The organism is Guptibacillus hwajinpoensis (assembly GCF_001039475.1).
In the GTDB taxonomy this organism is placed as follows: Bacteria; Bacillota; Bacilli; order Bacillales; family Guptibacillaceae; genus Guptibacillus; species Guptibacillus hwajinpoensis.
Genome location: NZ_LELK01000001.1, coordinates 1895617 through 1912609, shown reverse-complemented (window position 1 = coordinate 1912609; position 16993 = coordinate 1895617). Strand labels below are relative to the sequence as shown.

Annotated in this window: 19 protein-coding genes; 17 read left to right on the top strand and 2 right to left on the bottom strand. The window is 42.2% G+C overall.

Features of this window, described 5'->3' with window-relative positions; all coding sequences use genetic code 11:
• Positions 1–72: 72 nt before the first annotated feature.
• From AB986_RS09565 to AB986_RS09495, 15 genes are all read left to right on the top strand, one after another.
• Entirely contained in the window at positions 73–510 is a 438-nt protein-coding gene (locus AB986_RS09565) for a MaoC/PaaZ C-terminal domain-containing protein (protein WP_048310595.1), read from the top strand.
• A 13-nt stretch (positions 511–523) separates the two neighbouring features.
• Complete coding sequence (locus AB986_RS09560; RefSeq protein ID WP_048310594.1) at positions 524–2047, top strand: class I adenylate-forming enzyme family protein; 1524 nt, start codon at positions 524–526, stop codon at positions 2045–2047.
• A gap of 12 nt (positions 2048–2059) precedes the next feature.
• A complete protein-coding gene (locus tag AB986_RS09555) occupies positions 2060–3472 on the top strand; it encodes an OB-fold domain-containing protein (RefSeq protein WP_048310593.1) in 1413 nt (470 codons plus the stop codon).
• Positions 3462–4646: an acetyl-CoA acetyltransferase gene (locus tag AB986_RS09550; RefSeq protein WP_048310592.1), complete on the top strand. Its 1185-nt coding sequence runs from the start codon at positions 3462–3464 to the stop codon at positions 4644–4646. Before AB986_RS09555 ends, AB986_RS09550 begins: the two co-directional genes overlap by 11 nt.
• A gap of 18 nt (positions 4647–4664) precedes the next feature.
• A complete protein-coding gene (locus AB986_RS09545; protein ID WP_048310591.1) occupies positions 4665–5810 on the top strand; it encodes an acyl-CoA dehydrogenase family protein in 1146 nt (381 codons plus the stop codon).
• A 14-nt stretch (positions 5811–5824) separates the two neighbouring features.
• Entirely contained in the window at positions 5825–6262 is a 438-nt protein-coding gene (locus AB986_RS09540) for an FAS1-like dehydratase domain-containing protein (RefSeq protein ID WP_048310590.1), read from the top strand.
• Positions 6263–6274: 12 nt separating this feature from the next.
• Positions 6275–6661, top strand: a complete 387-nt coding sequence (locus AB986_RS09535; protein ID WP_048310589.1) for a MaoC/PaaZ C-terminal domain-containing protein — start codon at positions 6275–6277, stop codon at positions 6659–6661.
• The gene (locus AB986_RS09530; RefSeq protein ID WP_236690343.1) at positions 6654–7460 is read left to right on the top strand and encodes an SDR family NAD(P)-dependent oxidoreductase; all 807 of its coding nucleotides are present in this window, start codon (positions 6654–6656) and stop codon (positions 7458–7460) included. Before AB986_RS09535 ends, AB986_RS09530 begins: the two co-directional genes overlap by 8 nt.
• Complete coding sequence (locus tag AB986_RS09525) at positions 7460–8521, top strand: CaiB/BaiF CoA transferase family protein (RefSeq protein WP_048310587.1); 1062 nt, start codon at positions 7460–7462, stop codon at positions 8519–8521. The genes AB986_RS09530 and AB986_RS09525 overlap by 1 nt, the downstream gene beginning before the upstream one ends.
• Positions 8518–10128, top strand: coding sequence for a long-chain fatty acid--CoA ligase (locus tag AB986_RS09520; RefSeq protein WP_048310586.1), 1611 nt, complete (start codon positions 8518–8520; stop codon positions 10126–10128). The genes AB986_RS09525 and AB986_RS09520 overlap by 4 nt, the downstream gene beginning before the upstream one ends.
• A gap of 178 nt (positions 10129–10306) precedes the next feature.
• On the top strand, positions 10307–11179 hold the full coding sequence (locus AB986_RS09515; protein ID WP_152670954.1) for an SMP-30/gluconolactonase/LRE family protein: 873 nt from the start codon (positions 10307–10309) through the stop codon (positions 11177–11179).
• Between the two features lie 76 nt (positions 11180–11255).
• Complete coding sequence (locus tag AB986_RS09510; RefSeq protein ID WP_053216107.1) at positions 11256–13256, top strand: penicillin-binding transpeptidase domain-containing protein; 2001 nt, start codon at positions 11256–11258, stop codon at positions 13254–13256.
• 276 nt (positions 13257–13532) lie between these two features.
• On the top strand, positions 13533–14060 hold the full coding sequence (locus AB986_RS09505) for a DinB family protein (RefSeq protein ID WP_048310583.1): 528 nt from the start codon (positions 13533–13535) through the stop codon (positions 14058–14060).
• Between the two features lie 41 nt (positions 14061–14101).
• Entirely contained in the window at positions 14102–14659 is a 558-nt protein-coding gene (locus tag AB986_RS09500) for a GNAT family N-acetyltransferase (protein ID WP_048310582.1), read from the top strand.
• On the top strand, positions 14604–15323 hold the full coding sequence (locus AB986_RS09495) for an alpha/beta fold hydrolase (protein WP_236690342.1): 720 nt from the start codon (positions 14604–14606) through the stop codon (positions 15321–15323). Before AB986_RS09500 ends, AB986_RS09495 begins: the two co-directional genes overlap by 56 nt.
• A 207-nt stretch (positions 15324–15530) precedes the next feature.
• Here AB986_RS09495 and AB986_RS22060 read toward each other — a convergent pair whose 3' ends face one another.
• A complete protein-coding gene (locus tag AB986_RS22060) occupies positions 15531–15692 on the bottom strand; it encodes a Fur-regulated basic protein FbpA (RefSeq protein ID WP_236690341.1) in 162 nt (53 codons plus the stop codon).
• A 219-nt stretch (positions 15693–15911) separates the two neighbouring features.
• Between AB986_RS22060 and AB986_RS09490 the strand changes: the two genes are divergently transcribed.
• Positions 15912–16262, top strand: coding sequence for a GNAT family N-acetyltransferase (locus AB986_RS09490; RefSeq protein WP_236690340.1), 351 nt, complete (start codon positions 15912–15914; stop codon positions 16260–16262).
• Positions 16263–16271: 9 nt separating this feature from the next.
• Positions 16272–16409, top strand: coding sequence for a GNAT family N-acetyltransferase (locus AB986_RS22710; protein WP_236690339.1), 138 nt, complete (start codon positions 16272–16274; stop codon positions 16407–16409).
• 11 nt (positions 16410–16420) lie between these two features.
• Here AB986_RS22710 and AB986_RS09485 read toward each other — a convergent pair whose 3' ends face one another.
• A complete protein-coding gene (locus tag AB986_RS09485) occupies positions 16421–16747 on the bottom strand; it encodes a YciI family protein (protein ID WP_048310581.1) in 327 nt (108 codons plus the stop codon).
• Between the last annotated feature and the right edge of the window lie 246 nt (positions 16748–16993).

Here is a 16993-nt window from a genome sequence, read left to right as displayed (position 1 = left end):
GATTCGGTTGAGGAAGGAGATTGGCACAGTTCTTGCATTTAACTGAAGTAAGGCTGAAAGGAGACGTAGATCATGGATTTTTCTACATTTTATGATGGACAGTCTTTCACGACTGAGTCTGTGAGGGTTACAAAAGATGATATTTTCGACTTCGCAACACGTTATGATCCGCAATATTTCCATGTAAATGAAGGGAAAGCGATGAATAGCCCTTATAACGGAATTATTGCGTCAGGATTTCACACAATCTCTGTTGTTTGGACCAAGTTTATCGGTATGGATGTGCTTGGGACGGATTGTTTAGGAGGCGTGGGGGCGGAGAGTATTATCTGGAAAGAACCAGTTCGACCTGAAGATGAATTAACTGGTCACTTTACAGTCAAGGACAAACAGCCGCTTTCAAACAACAGAGGTCTTTTGACGATTATGATCTCGATCCTGAATGGATCTGATCGTGAGGTTTGTCATGCTACAGTCAAAGTTGTATTAAAAAATCAGAAAGAAGAATAGGGGGAGTTAACGCATGAATATCGGAAGCACAATGGCAATGAATGCAAGGAGACATCCAGATAAAGAAGCGATCATCTATGGTGATAAGAGGTATACGTATCAAGAGTTCAACGAAAGAGTAAACCAGCTTGCAAATGGATTACTTTCCCTGAATGTTCAAAAGGGCGACAAAGTGGCCCTGATGATGAAGAACTCCGATCAATATGCCATTTGTTTCTATGCTGCAGCAAAGATCGGTGCTGTGTTGGTCCCGATCAATTTTAGGCTAGTTAGCAGGGAAGTGAGGTACATTCTTGAGCAGTCAGATGCGACGTTTGTATTCTGTGACGATGAATTCGCGGAGAACATTGAGGAAAGTAGAAGCGCTGTTATTCAACACGTGATCTGTACATCAAATTCACCTTTTCCGGATCATTATACTATCAATGAGATTCTCTCTGAAGATAGAGGTGAACCACAGGTGACGGTTGAGGAACACGACGATGTGGAAATTTTGTACACATCAGGTACAACAGGTCGCCCAAAAGGGGTTTTGCTCGATCACAAGCGGGTGATGAATGTTGGAATTATTATGCTAGCGGGGCTTGGATTAAATCCCAAAGATCGTTTTCTACATATCGCGCCGCTCTTCCATTCTGCTCAGCTTAATTTATTTATGGTTACCGGTTTCTTTCTTGGGGCGACACACGTTATTCACCGCGATTTTCATCCTGTTTCTACATTGGAAACGATTGAGAAAGAACAAATTACCTTTTTCTTTGGGGTTCCAGCGATGTACACTCACCTTCTGCAAGTACCAAATAAAGAGAATTATGATCTTTCTTCCATTACGCGATGTGCTTATGGTGCAGCACCTATGGCACCAGAAATCGTCAAGCAAAGCATTGAATTGTTTAAAATGGATCAATTTTATAATTTATGCGGATTAACTGAAGGGGGTCCTGGTGGCATTATTCTAATGCCAGAAGATCATGCAACTAAGCTTGGAAGCGGTGGGAAAGCTTTCTTCTTTACAGAAGCAAGGGTTGTAGATGAAAGTATGCAGGATGTTCAGGTCGGACGAGTAGGTGAACTAGTACTTCGCGGCGAAACCATTATGAAAGAATACTATAAAAAGCCGGAAGAAACAAAGAAAGCATTTGAAGGAGGTTGGCTTCATACCGGTGATTTAGCACAGATCGATGAAGAAGGATTTATTACGATTGTTGACCGAAAGAAAGATATGATGATCTCTGGTGGTGAGAATGTCTATTCGATTGAAGTGGAAGAAGTGATGTATGAGCATCCACAGGTGCTTGAAGCAGCAACAATCGGAATTCCAGATAAAGTTTGGGGAGAAATGGTTGCAGCCGTTATCGTACCAAAGCCTAGTGAGGCCATTGATGAAGATGAATTTCAGAAGTTCTGCCGTCAATCGCTCGCAGGGTATAAAGTTCCGAGAAAGCTATTTATTGTAGAGCAATTGCCGCGAAACGCATCTGGAAAGATCCTTAAGTTCCAACTGCGTGAAACATTCAAAGAGCAAACGCAAAAGTAAAGGAGGATGAAAATGAAAGGAATTCTCGCATATCAGGTGTATCTGCCGCACCATCGTCTCGCTAAAGAGGAAGTTGCTAGCTTCCACGGCAGTTATGGTGGTAAAGGAACAAAAGCCGTCGCACATTATGATGAAGACAGTTTGACGATGGCTGTTAATGCTTCATTACCATTTAGAAAACGAAATCCGAAAGCCATTTATTTTGCATCTACCACATCCCCTTATCAGGAAAAGTTAAGTAGTGTAACGATTTCCAAAGCGCTTCAATTGCCTGCTTCAACAAGAACGATTGACTATGGAAACGGGTTACGAGCAGCAACAAATGCATTCCTTTCAGGGCTTGATGCGGTTGAAGAAGGACCGGTTCTCCTTAGCATGTCAGACCGTCGTTTCACAAAGCCAAAGAGCTCTCTCGAAGATGAAATGGGTGCAGGAGCTGTGTCTTTTATGCTAGGAGAAGGTACTGGGGTAATTGCAGAATTGATAGCAAGTGCTCACATCTCAAGTGACACAGTGAGCCAATGGCGAACGTCTACAGATGTCTTTATACGGCAATGGGAAGATCGTTTTGTCGCTCATGCTGCTGCTGAAGCAGTAATAGCGTGCGCAAACGAAGTACTATCCACAGCGGAAATTGCCCTAGATGAAGTCGATCATGTCGTTATTTCAGGGCCAAGTCAAAAGTTGTCTATTAATCTAACGAAAGCATTACGAGTAGATAGCAAGCAAATTAGTGCTATGAAAGATAATACTATCGGACATCTTGGTACCGCTAACGGTCCTTTAATGGTGTCAAAGGTGCTTTCAGAAAGCAAACCAGATCAAAAGATTCTTTGGCTTCAAGTAGGAGATGGCTGTGATGGTCTAGTCTTAAAAACGACAGAAGAGCTAACATCTTATCAGTCCGATCATCCGCTATCTTATTCTGAAAGCACAGCAAATGAAAGCGTATCGTATAGTGAATATGCTAGATGGTACGAATTGTTCGAGGTAGATGAAGGAAGGCGCCCTGGGGCTCCTACTCCTTCTGCACCTGCACTTAAACGAAATCAAGAACAAAACATAGGCCTCGTTGGATCGAAGTGTGAGAGCTGTGGCCAAAATTATTTTCCGAAGCAACGCGTCTGTGTAAAGTGTCATCAAAGAGACGAAATGACACCGTTCTCATTACAAGGAAAGAAAGCGACTGTTGCTACGTATACAGTTGACTATTTAGCAAGCTGTGTTTCACCTCCGAGCATATTCGCCGTTGTCGATTTTGAAGGTGGAAGTCGTATGCTGGCTCAGGTAACGGACTGCAAGCCTGAAGACATTTCAATCGGTATTGAGGTTGAGTTTAGCTTCCGAAAGCTTTATGAAGCTGGTGGCATTCATAATTATTTCTGGAAGGTGGTTCCAAAGAGAGGAGATCATCATGAGTCGTAAAGGAATACACGATCAGGTCACAGTCGTTGGCATGGGATGTACTAAATTCACTGAACATTGGGACAAAAGTGCGGATGATTTAATGATTGAAGCTGCATATGAAGCGTTGCAAGATGCTGGAATTGAGTTAAAGGATGTAGAAGCAGCGTGGATTGGCACTATGGATTCGGGTTATGCAGGAACAACGCTCTCTAGTGCATTGAAGAGTGATTATATACCGATTACCCGTGTTGAAAATATGTGTGCAACTGGATCCGAAGCATTTCGAAATGCGAGTTATGCTGTTGCATCAGGTGCGTATGATGTAGCACTTGTCGTAGGCGTTGAGAAGTTAAAAGACTCTGGATACAGCGGTCTTGTTATGAATGCTTCTCCGGGAGATGGAACAGCGCCGAATATTACAGCACCTGCTTCTTTTTCCCTTCTAGCACCTGCTTACTTTCATCGCTATGGGTTAGACACAAAACAAGGAAAAGAAGTGCTTTCGAGAATTGCATGGAAAAACCATGCGAATGGTGCGCTTAACCCTAAAGCACAGTATCAGAAGGAAATGTCGATGGAAACTATCATGAATTCACCGCTCATTGCAGCTCCGCTTGGTGTACTAGATTGCTCTGGCGTTGCCGATGGTGCTGCTGCTGCTGTCATTGTTCGAACAGAAGATAGTAAGAAGTATCGTGAGGATCCGATGTATGTGAAAGCGTTAAGTATCGCTGCAGGACCTGGTGAAGGCATGCTCACACAGGAATTTGATTTTACGAGTATACGAGAGAATGTAAAAGCTGCAGAAGAGGCTTATAAACAAGCTGGAATCAAAAATCCAAGAAAAGAAATCGATATGGCTGAGGTGCATGATTGTTTCACACCAACAGAGCTTGTTATTTACGAAGATCTTGGCTTTAGCGAACGAGGAGAAGGATGGAAGGATGTTCAAAATGGTCGCTTTGACTTAACTGGGGACTTACCTGTGAACCCTGACGGCGGATTGAAATCTTTTGGTCATCCGATTGGTGCAAGCGGTCTCCGAATGCTTTATGAGATGTATTTGCAATTCCAGGGGAAAGCGGAGAAGAGGCAGCTTGGTGATCCGAAAATTGGACTAACTCATAATTTGGGCGGATATCCATGGCAGTGCGTATCATTTATTTCGATCGTTGGTAAGGAACTATCTTAACGAAGGAGCTACTAAATTATGAAACATTCGTATTTAACGAAAGATCATGAAGCGTTTCGAAAATCGCTTCGAAAATTCCTAGCTAAAGAAGCTGAGCCATTTTTTGAACAGTGGGAAGAAGATCGTATGATACCAAGGGAATTCTGGGATAAATTAGCTGCACAGGGGTATCTCTGTCCCACACTACCAGAAGCCTATGGTGGCCTTGATGCGGATTGGGGATACGCGGTTATTATAAATGAAGAATTAGAGCGGGTTGGATCAGGCCTAGTCGGTGTTGGGCTGCATAATGATATTGTTGTTCCTTATCTTGAGTCGTTTGGAACTGAAGAGCAAAAGCAGCGTTGGCTTCCTAAATGCGTATCCGGAGAAACGATCACAGCCATTGCGATGACTGAACCAGGAACAGGATCTGATCTCGCTAATATTAAGACAACAGCTATCCTAGAAAGCGACCACTACGTTCTAAATGGTTCGAAAACGTTTATTACGAATGGTATTCACTCAGATCTTGTTCTCGTTGCGTGTAAAACGGATCCGAAAGCGGTTCCTGCACATAAAGGGGTTAGTTTACTTGTAGTTGAACGTGATACACCTGGTTTTTCAAGAGGACGTAAGCTGAACAAAGTGGGACTTCATAGTCAGGATACGGCTGAGTTATTCTTTGAAGATTGTCGTGTACCAAAGGAGAATCTACTTGGAGAAGAAGGCAAAGGGTTTCTTTATTTGATGGATAAGCTTCAACAGGAGCGTCTCCTAGTGGCAATCGCAGCACAGGTAGCAGCTGAAGATATGGTTGAGATGACGATGAAGTATATCCAGGAAAGGAAAGCATTCGGTCAGAGTATCTCGAAATTTCAGCATATCCAGTTCGAGATGGTGGAGATGCAAACGCAGGTTGAAATTGGCCGCACATTCCTTGATTCTCTAGTAGCTGATCATATCGAAGGAGAAGATATTGTAACGAAAGTATCGATGGCAAAATATTGGTTAACGGATATGGCAAAAGATATCTCACAACGCTGCCTTCAGTTACATGGCGGTTATGGCTATATGGAAGAATACAAGATTGCGAGGCGGTTTCGAGATATCCCAGTGTCTGCGATCTATGCAGGTACAAATGAAATTATGAAAACCATTATTGCAAAAAATATGGGGTTATAGAGGGGGGACGAATAATGAGTACTGTACAGAACAAAGTAGGCACGGAAACGAAGCCGTTTACATTCACAGTTGAAAGAGGGAAAATTAGTGAATTTGTGAGTGCGATAGGTGATTCTAATCCTCTTTATACAGATTCAGAGTTTGCGAAAGAGAAGGGGTATCGGGATGTTCCGATCCCGCCCACATTTCCAACTGTGATTGATATGTGGGGAGGAGCAGACTTTGAGACGTTAATCGCATTACTTGAAGTAAATCCGTTAAAAGTCCTTCATGGTGAACAAAGCTATGATTACAAGAAAACAATATGTGCGGGGGATGTTATTTCAGCTGTAATGAAAGTTGTCGATCAGAAAGAAAAAAGGGGAATGAAATTATTTACACTTGAGACGATCTATAAAGATGATGCAAGTGAAACGGTGTTGCTGGCTACGTCAGTTGTCATCGAACGATAGGAGGATACGACTATGGCTCAATTACAACCACTTATAAAAGCGCCAATTACCCACAGTCAAATTGTAAGGTATGCAGGAGCATCAGGTGATTTCAACCCGATTCATACGGTCGTACCTGTTGCGAAAGAAGCAGGCTTACCAGATGTTATTGCGCATGGGATGTTAATTATGGGGATGGCTGGTCAAGCAATAACGACTTGGTTCAATCATGATCAGATTAAGAATTTCAGTGTTCGCTTTCAGAAAATGACTTTCCCAGGTGAAGAACTAACAGTAAAAGGATTCATTAAAGAAGAACGGGATGACCTCCTAATCTGCGAGGTTGAGGTAATGAACGAGAATAAAGAAAGAAAATTAGCTGGTACGTTTCATGTATCTAAGGAGGAAAAGAATGCTTAAAAATAAGGTAGCTATTATAACAGGATCAGGAAGAGGAGTTGGACGAGCGGTCGCCCTGAAATTAGCAGAGTCGGGTGCACGAGTAGTTGTATCGGACAAAGATGAAGAACCTGCTGCAGAAGTTGTAAAAGAGATTCACGAGTTAGGTGGAAACGCGATTGCTTTTCCAGGTGATGTAACAGATGGTGATTTTTCAACTTCTATTATGGAGACAGCTGCAAAAGAATTTGGCAGTGTAGATATTCTCGTAAATAATGCTGGTTACACATGGGATAACTTGATTCATAAAATGACAGACGAGCAATTTCAAGCGATGCTAGACATCCATCTTATTGCTCCATTTAAACTTACTCGTGCCGCAGCACCTTATATGAGAGACGCAGCGAAAAAGGAGATTGCGAACGGAGAAGCTACCTATCGAAAAATTGTTAATGTGTCATCGGTTGCAGGGGTGATGGGAAACGTTGGTCAGGCAAATTATTCATCTGCTAAAGCGGGGATGATTGGCTTAACGAAAACAGTCGCTAAAGAGTGGGGACCGTTTAATATCAATTGTAATGCTGTAGCATTTGGATTAATCGATACGAGACTCACACAATCGAAAGAAAAAGGTGAGACTGTGAATGGTGTAGCCGTTGGCATTCCTGAAAAGGTGAAAAAGATGTTCGAACAGTCGATTCCACAGCAGCGTGCCGGAACGGCAGAAGAAGCAGCTGCAGGGATTTTCTACCTCGCTTCTCCGTTATCCAATTATACGAACGGACAAGTTCTTCACATTAATGGAGGTTGGTATACGTGATGTTAGAAGGGATTCGGGTTCTTGATTTTACGCAAAACCTGCCCGGTCCATACGCTACGCTGAGATTAGCTGATATGGGGGCAGAAGTCATAAAAGTAGAGCCGCCAACCGGAGATCCAGCTCGTCACTTAGCAGGTGGTCTTGTATACGAAACGAATAATCGTAACAAAAAGAGTATCATGGTTGACCTCAAGAAGGATGAGAACGTTCAAGCTCTTTATAAGCTAATCAAATCGATAGACGTAATTATCGAAAGCTTTCGACCAGGTGTAATGAAACGAATTGGTCTTGACTATGAAACCTTGAAAGAAATAAAAGAAGACATGGTGTACTGTTCCTTATCCGGATTTGGCCAAAGCGGAGAGTATGCTCATCTCGGTAGTCATGACTTAAATTACCAGGCGCTATCAGGGCTACTATCTCAATATGTGGATGATCATAATGATCCTGTTCATCCAACCTTTACTACAGCAGATTACACGGGAGGACTCGTTGCTGTAGAACGAATTAGTTCTGCACTATTTCACAGAGAACGAACAGGTAAAGGAAGCTACTTAGACGTGGCTTTAAACGATACATTTCAAGCGATGCTCACGTCACACGCTGGCTATCAAATGGAAAGTAACAAAAAAGATGGCCCACCTTTTCTAGAAGGAAGCGTTGTTTGTTATCATCTGTATCGGACAAAAGATGACCGGTTTATGTCGCTTGCTGCGCTTGAACCGCAGTTCTGGATGAACTTCTGTAAGGGAGTTAATAAAGAAAATTGGGAAGCGCTCGCTTTTGAAACGATCGACAGCACTGTTTACAGAAAGATGAAAGCGCTTTTCCGTGAGGGGACGATGAAAGACTGGGAGGTATTTGGTCAGAAACACGATTGTTGCCTGTTCCCGGTATTGACGATCGAAGAGGTTCTCGGTCATTCATATGGAGAAACTAGAGGTCTTTTTTCGAAAGGTGAAGAGAAGCTAATTGTTTCCACATATCCAAATGCTCCAGCCTACCAAGCAATCGTGCACGAACAGTTTCAACAACTAATAAAGGAGTGTGATAAAACATGATGAATACCCCATTAACATTAACAGGCCTACTAAACAGAGCAGAGCGCTATTTCCCTAAAAAGGAGATCGTATCGAGGACGCTAAGCGGTGTACAGAGATTTACATATGGCGAGTACGGGAAGCGGACGAGACGATTAGCAGATGCCTTGTCCAAGCTATCGATGGGAAAAGGCGATAAGGTAGCAACTTTTGCTTGGAACACTCACCGTCATTTGGAAGCGTATTTCGCTGTACCGTGCACAGGTGCGGTTCTTCATATGGTAAACATCCGTTTATCACCTGAGCATGTAGCCTACGTGATCAACCATGCCGAAGATAAAATCCTTTTAGTAGATGAAGATCTCGTACCGTTGATTGAAAAGGTTCAGTCAGAACTCAAAACTGTTGAGAAATATATTATTATGTCTGATAAAGATACGCTGCCAGAAACGACATTATCACCTATTTACTCATATGAAGAGTTATTAAAAGAGGCGGATGAGGAATTCGTATTTCCAGAAGATCTTGATGAAAACACTCCTGCTGGGATGTGCTATACGTCAGCTACAACAGGGAATCCAAAAGGAGTTGTTTATACCCATAGAGGGATCGTGCTTCATAGTATGGCAACTGGTCTAGCTGATTCACTAGCGCTGTCAGAACGTGATGTGTGCATGCCGATCGTACCGATGTTTCATGCGAATGCTTGGGGCTTACCTTTCGCATCCGTTTGGTTTGGAACAAAGCTAGTACTACCCGGACCGAATATGACGCCTCAGGCGATTGCGTCTCTTATCGAAGAAGAGAAGGTTACTCTAACGGCAGGAGTCCCGACGATCTGGTTAGCATTTATTAATCTCCTTGAAAAAGAGAATTATGATATTAGTAGTTTACGAGCGGTTGTATGTGGTGGTTCAGCTGCACCAAAGAATATTATTCGAGCATTTGAAGAGAAGCATAATGTGCCGTTTATTCAAGGGTATGGCATGACTGAAACAAGTCCGCTCGTATCCCTTTCAACGCTGACGAGTGAGATGGACAACATTTCACTAGAAGATAAAGTGGACACCCGTGCTTCCCAGGGTCTTGTTATTCCCGGGCTAGACGTTCGCGTCATTAATGAAAACGGCGATGTTCCATGGGATGGAAAGACGATGGGCGAATTGATTGTACGTGGACCATGGGTAGCACATGAATATTATAAAGACGAACGCACAAAGGATACGTTTAGAAATGGGTGGCTTTATACAGGAGATATTGCAAAATTGAATGAGAGTGGGTACATCCAAATTACAGACCGCACAAAAGATTTGATTAAAAGCGGTGGCGAGTGGATTTCATCTGTGGACCTTGAGAACGCCCTCATGACACACGATGCCGTATATGAAGCAGCCGTGATTGCAGTTCCACATGAAAAGTGGCAAGAGCGACCGGTTGCTTGTGTGGTCTTACAAGAAGGATACGATGAAAGTATAAAAGATGAATTAGTTAGCGTATCCTCTCAATTCGCAAAATGGTGGATCCCGGACGAGTTGATATTTATGGTCGAAATCCCCAAAACATCTGTAGGGAAATTTCTGAAACGTGCGCTTCGAGAAAAATTAAGTCAAGAAATGACGGTAGAATAAAGACGATAAGTAATGAGTCTAACAGGCTTCTTGTTAAAGCCTGTTTTTCTTATTGGTAAACGTGAAGGTTGTTTATGTGAAATTAAATTACATTGAAAGAAGTATCAATGATAAGGTAATTACAATGAAAGAGGGTATAGAGTATAGAGAAGTATTTACTAGCTAAGGAGGAATTAGATTGGAAGCGACACTAGTGATTGATGCACGCGCAATACTTGGGGAAGGGCCATCATGGGACGATCAGAAGCAGCTACTATATTGGGTTGATATTGAAGGTAAGAAGGTTCATGCCTATAACCCAATGACCGCTGGGAATATCGAGATGAAGCAGGAGCAAATGGTAGGCACGATTGCTCCACGAGAGTCCGGCGGTCTTGTCATGGCGATGGCTGGCGGTTTTTATGCTATGAACCTTTCCACGGAGAATGTAGATGCCATCACTGATCCCGAGAGTCATTTACCTCATAACCGTTTTAATGATGGGAAATGTGATCCTGCTGGCCGATTTTGGGCTGGAACGACGCATCTAGAAGGTTTAAAAGGAGAAGGCGCACTCTATTGCCTTGATGAAAACCTCGAAGTGACGAAAAAAATCGACCATGTGAGTACGTCGAATGGTCTTGCCTGGTCACCGGATACTCGCTACATGTATTTTATAGATACGCCAACGAAAAAGGTCGTTCGCTATGACTATGATCTCACCACTGGGGATATCCGCAATCCTGTTGAAGTGATTACGATTCCTGATGGGGAAGGCATGCCTGATGGAATGACGAGCGATGTAGAGGGAAATCTATGGATTGCTCATTGGGGAGGTTCTAAAGTAACAAGATGGAACCCAGATACAGGTGAAAGACTGCTAGAAGTTAACGTACCGGCGCTCAACGTAACGTCATGCGTATTTGGTGGAAAAGAACGAAACGAACTCTATATTACAACGGCACGAACCAATATGAGTGAAGAAGAACTAAAGCAGTTTCCGTATGCTGGCGGAGTGTTTCGAGTCAAAACAAAAACAAAAGGAAGTCGCACATACGTGTTTAAAGGATAATCCTTTTCCCTTCCTTCCTATCTTAAAGTCTTCTATAATAGTAGGAAAATAATAGAAAATGAGAGGGAGGATGAGTGTGAAACTAAAATCACTTATCGCGATGGGGCTATTTTTGTTGCTTCTAGCAGGATGTTCGGATCAACCATCAGCGGTTGATGCGTTCGATACATACGTGAAGGATTGGAATAAACAAGAGTTTAGTAGCATGTACGACCAATTATCTCCAGCTGCGAAAAAGGAGCTTTCTAAAGAAGATTTTGTTGAACGATATAAGTCTATTTACGGAGATGTGGAAGTTAAAGAGTTGAAAGTAAGCTTTCAAAAACCTGAAGAAGAACCTGAGCCTAATGAAGAGGGTGAAGTGACGTTCCCCTTTTCAGTGTCGATGGAAACACTAGCTGGCGAAGTTGCATTTGATCATGAAGCAACGCTTGTTCTGACAGAAGGAGAAGACAGCGACTCTTTTGGCGTGAACTGGGATCCTTCGTTTATTTTTAAGGAATTAGAAGAAGGCGATGAGGTAGCGATTCGTTCTGCTGTTCCAGTACGCGGTGAAATTACCGATCGAAACGGTGAAGGATTAGCAGTCAACGGTACGGTAAAACAAATTGGTGTTGTACCACAAACGATTGAATCAGAGCAAGATAAGATTGTGAATGAGCTAAGTGAGACTTTGAAGATTAGCGTAGAGGATATTGAGAAAGAGCTTAATCAGGGTTGGGTGCAGTCTGATCCAACACAGTTCGTTCCGTTAAAAAGCGTCATGGAAAATGAGGAAGAGCTTATTACTGATGCTCAAGAAATTACGGGAGTGCAGATTAACGATACGACTGAGAGGATCTATCCTTTTGGTGAAAGTGCTGCTCATTTAACAGGTTATATCCGCCAGATGCAGAAAGAAGATCTTGAGGAGTATGGAGGAAAAGGCTACTCAAGCTATGAGAGCATTGGAAAAGCTGGCCTTGAACAAGTATATGAAGACGAGCTTCATGGTGTAACAGGATGGTCCATTGAAGTGAAGGGAGCAGATCCCAAGAAAGTGATCGCCAGTAAGGAAAGAGTTGATGGCGAGAACGTTCAAGTAACGATTGATGGAACTGTCCAACAGAAGTTATTTGAGGAGATTGGAAAAGATTCTGGAACCGCGGTTGCGCTTCATCCAACAACAGGTGAGACGCTTGCTTTAACAAGCTCACCTTCCTATAACCCAAATGATTTTACACTTGGATTCGATGAAGGCGAGTATGCAAAGTTAGCTGATAATAAAGATCTCCCATTTTCAGCGAAATTTAACAAGACGTATTCACCTGGCTCAACGATCAAGCCGCTGACTGCTTCGATCGCACTTCGCGATGGCGATCTTGATCCGAATGCGGTAGAGGAAATTGATGGTTTGAAGTGGGGAGCTGACTCAAGCTGGGGCGGATATAAAGTGACACGCGTGAAGCCTGCTGATCCAGAAGTAGACCTTGAAGAAGCGCTCATGCATTCAGATAATATCTACTTTGCACGCAAAGCGCTTGATCTTGGAGCTGAGAAATTCCAAAAAGGTCTTGAGTCATTTCTCATCGGTCAAAAAGTAGACTTCCCGTTCCCTACTGAGAACTCTTCTGTTTCAACGAAAGCATTAAGCGAGAGTGATATCTTATTAGCAGACTCCGGCTATGGACAAGGGCAGCTGCAGATCTCGCCATACCACCTGGCAATGACATATACAACGTTTGCGAATGAAGGGCAAATGATTAAGCCTATTCTCAAAAAAGATGAAGATTCTCCCGAGATAGTAGAGGTCGTTTCGCCTGAGGTTGCATCAGTAGTGAATGATGCTCTTTCAAAAGTTGTATCGAGTCCTGAAGGAACGGCTCATGAACCTGTAGTAGAAAGCATCTCGATTGCAGGGAAAACAGGTACTGCTGAATTAAAAGGAGCGGGTGAAGAAACCGGTCAGGAAAACGGTTTGTTCGTCGCTTATAACACAGATCGCAAAGACTTACTTATTGCGATGATGGTTGAGGATGCATCAAGTCACGATATTACTGGTAAAGTGAAGAAGGTTTTTGCTGAGATGCAGCCTTAAGCATTTCGTTTTGATGAGGAACAAAGGTTTATTGTCCAAAACGCGGATTTAATAGCCGAATTCGAAAGATATGAGCCAAAATTCGATTATATTGTCCAAAAGCTCATTTTATTGTCTAAACCCAACTAAATACAAGCAAGGTTCCTACTCAAATTGACAACTTTCAACGGGTAGGAACCTTTTTTCGTGAAAGTAAGGAATAGAAGAGGAATTCATGAGTCGAAAAAAGAAAGTAGTTAAGGATGGATAAAAAAGGATAAGAAAGGCGGATGTTTCATGAAGAATGACCATAGCCTTTGTTTAATAGGTGAAAAAGAAGGATTCACACCTGAAATTGGCAGGCTAATTTCAATGATGGACTATGTGCGACATACAACAGAGGAAGAGATTAAAGGATTAACGATCGAGCAGCTAGATTTCAAGCTTGACGAAAAAGGGAATTCGATCGGGATGCTCCTTCAGCATATGGCAGCAACTGAAAAAGCTTTTCAAATCATGACGTTCGAGGAACGTGAAATGAATGATGCCGAATGGAATGAGCTTAGCGTAGGACTTAATCTCGATGAGAGAGCGAAGCGGGAGGTACATGGACATGACCTTGATTACTATTGGAGTGAACTTAGTTTCGTGCGTGCGCAAACACGTGATGAATTTCGCAAAAAGGACGATGACTGGCTCGAGGGTGTTACCCCGTTTGGATGGGATGAACGAGCAAATCACTATTTCAAATGGTTTCATGTCATGGAAGATGAGATTAGTCATCGAGGTCAAATTCGATTAATTAAGAGAAGGTTAACTACATAAGAATTCATTCAGTCATCAAAGGAAGAGAGAGGAAAAGACACATGTTTAAATACCAGGTTAATGAAGATCTCTATTTAAGAATGTACACAATAGACGATGCTGCACCACTCTATCATTTAATTAATGAATCACGTGATCACTTGAAAGAGTGGCTAGCGTGGGTGGATTTCAACACGGACGTTGAAGCGTCGAAAGAGTGGATTAAGGGCACATTAAATGGCGTGATTGAAACAGGTGGTTACCCGAAAACGCTAGCGATTATTTATCAAGAGGAGCTTGTTGGAACGGTTGGATTTAACGAAGTGAATCGGACACATCGGTATGCATCAATCGGCTACTGGCTTAGTGAAAAAAATCAAAAAAAGGGGATCATAACTGACGCTTGTCGGGCAATTGTTACCTATGGTTTTCAAGATATCGGACTCAATCGAATTGAAATTCGCGCTGCATCAGGAAACAAGAAAAGCCGTTCGATCCCTGAACGTCTAGGTTTTCAAGAGGAGGGCATCCTCCGCCAGATCGAACTAGTAAACGATGAATTCTATGATCATATTGTCTACAGCATGCTTGCGAAAGACTGGCCAAAGAACGATGGTTGATGGCGAATTTGAGTATTATGTTGAGCGCATAGGAAAGGGAGAGTCGCTTGTTTTTCTACCTGCCGGAGGGTTTCCGGGCAATGAGGGAATGAATATCGCACACCAGTTACAAGAACACTATGAAACTCACATGCTTGATCTGCCTGGAATGGGAAGAGGATCTGGATTCGAAGAGCGAGTGTCCTCGATTGATATGGCAGATTGGATAAAGAATTATCTTGATGCTAGAGAGATAAAGCAAGCTGTAGTTGTAGGCCATTCACTTGGTGGCGCGATGGCCCTTAGCTTTGCAGTGCATTACCCTGAACGAGTAGATAAATTAGTTCTTCTTGACCAAGGGCATAAGCCATTTCCTAGAGTTCCAGTATCTGAATTCGGACCATTTGCAATCGCTTTTCCGCTAATGAATGTAATGGTTAGGACCATTGGCAAGCCTTTTACTGAGAGAATGGCGAGCTTTTTTAGTTCAGGTGACAGAGAGCTTGAAGATCAAGTTGATGCATTTTGTAAAGCCGTATCTATTGAGGAATCGGAGTATGTTCGGTTGGCCATTAAAGACCAGGTGAGCATGTCTGGTGATTCTCTTAATCTAATGTTTGGGTTCTATCATTTGAATCAAAAAAGGTTATGGAAACAGTTGCATGTTCCTACCTATCTTGCGTAGGCAACATTTAAAGGAATGGATCAAAAGGAAGCGCGAAGAACCCGAAAGCATATTCAAAAGTTAAAGAAAACGAATCTTCCTATCACGTATCGTTCAGTGGAAGGTGGCCATTACGTGCATTGGAGCGACGCACTCCTTTTACGAGATATCCAAACTTTTATCCAACAATAAAAAAGCCTGCAGAGGAGTTCCCTTTCTCTGCAGGTATTATTTCATATCAACTTGCCCCATTAGTGCTTGTAATTCTTCGATTGTGCATTCGTATAATTGTTTATCTTTTAATCTATAAACGCCACGGTCCAATAGTCGTTGAATGAAAGACTGTTTTTGTTGGTTTGATTTTCTGTCAGTTGTTCTAAGATCAGTCACTGTTAAATTCCTCCTGTTAGTTATATCCAGGTAATATGTTCCACTGAAACAGGTAAGTTAAACATCGTAATGTTCACTGGATTAAATAGGAATGTGTTATTTTATAGCGAATGATCTGTTATCATGTAGCAACGCTTGATTATGATAAAGAAGAAATTGATGAGAGATGTAAAACGTTCATCAAGAAATTAATTGGTTAACTGAGAGAGGGAGAAAAGCATGGAAATTAGACGTCTAACTGCCGACGATGCAGAAGCTTATTATGAGTTAAGGTTAGAAGCTTTAAAGAAAAATCCAGAAGCCTATGCCGCAAGCTATGAAGAAGCGATTCAAAAGGACGATCCTATTGAACAAACGGCTAGAAACATGAAATCTGGTTTCACGTTTGGCGCTTTTGAAGGAAAAAATCTTGTTGGAGTCGTTACGCTAGTTAGAGGTAGTGGAATGAAAGTTCGCCATAAAGCCGATCTCTTCGCTGTTTATGTGACACCAGAGCAACGAGGTAAAGGGGTAGGACGTGATTTACTGTCTCACGTGCTAGACTTTGCGAGGAATTTGGATGGTCTATAGAAGTTAAGTGTGTCTGTTGTAACGACGAATGAACGTGCAAAGACATTATACAAAAGCTTTGGATTCAAAACGATTCTAATTGAAGAGAAAGCATTATATGTGAAAGGCACCTTTCTAGATGAAGAACATATGGTGCAATTTCTTTAGTAAAGCAGACGTTATGAAGTCTGCTTTACTGTGAATTCTTCATTATAGAGAGCAACCTGATAAGGAAATAGCTCAGCGGTCATGATCCCGTTACGAACGGCGGGGTCATTTCTCATGAGCTTTTCTGCTTCATCTTCTGAAGACGCTTGAATAACTACGATTCCAAAAGAGGATGGATCGTTATTGGTTGTCCTACCCGCCATGATTAGCGTATTATTCTTTAACAGTTGCTGAAGCGAATGGAAATGCTCTGCTACGATGCTGTTTTCTTTCTCAGTCCAATTGCTTTCTTCCAATAGAGCTGGTATTAATGAGAGTTTATAAAGAAACTGTTTCATGTTGAACCTCCAGAATAATAGGGATACTACCTTTTTCTTGTTAACATTTTGAATTCCTGCATTTAGTCGCTATTCCGCTATTGGAAAGCGGCTTTTTTTGTGTTTATTTTTAAGAAATAGCAAAAAAGTGCAATAATTCCTGGTTTTTTTACCGTTGAAACGCTTACAAGTAGAGGTATAAAATGATACACAGACAATAAAACGCATACATAATTTTGTGCGAAACTTTGATTCCGCTTACAGAAG